Consider the following 507-nt stretch of genomic DNA (forward strand, 5'->3'; position numbering starts at 1 on the left):
CAACTGGGCCGCCTGGAAGCGCGTCGCCGACTGCTTGAGCCCCGCGCGCACGCGGCGCGCGACGATCTTCGCGAGCTGCTGATCGAGCCCGAGCGTCGCGAGCAGCCGCTGAAACGTCTGCACCTGCGCGGCGTTCAGTTGCAGCGCGCCCGGCGCGGGCGACGACACGAGGTTGCGCAGATTGAACTTCGCCTGTGCATCCTCGATCGAGCCGGACAGATAGGTGTCCGAGCCTTCGGCCGAATCGGTCACGCCGATGCGGCCGAGAAAATCCGACAGCTTCGTCTTCGCGATCGGCACCGCCCAGATCCCGCCGAGATAGGTGATGCCGGGCGCCGTGTCGCCCTCGGAGCGCAGCACCATCCGCGTCCAGTCGAGCGCGCCGCGCGCGACCCACTGCGCCTGCGCGAGCAGGCGCTGGTTCTCGATCCGGCGCACCTGCACCTGCTGGCGCCACAGCATCCCGGAGACGAGGATCGCCGACAGCGCGACGACGAGCAGCGCGTT

The 507-nt window shown here is 69.8% G+C and carries 1 protein-coding gene; it reads right to left on the bottom strand.

The window, feature by feature from the left end; all coding sequences use genetic code 11:
- A partial coding sequence (gene gspK / locus ACU8YE_RS24425; protein WP_446929969.1) for a type II secretion system minor pseudopilin GspK occupies positions 1-507 on the bottom strand: 507 nt, incomplete at both ends.

The organism is Ralstonia sp. VS2407 (genome assembly GCF_052950655.1).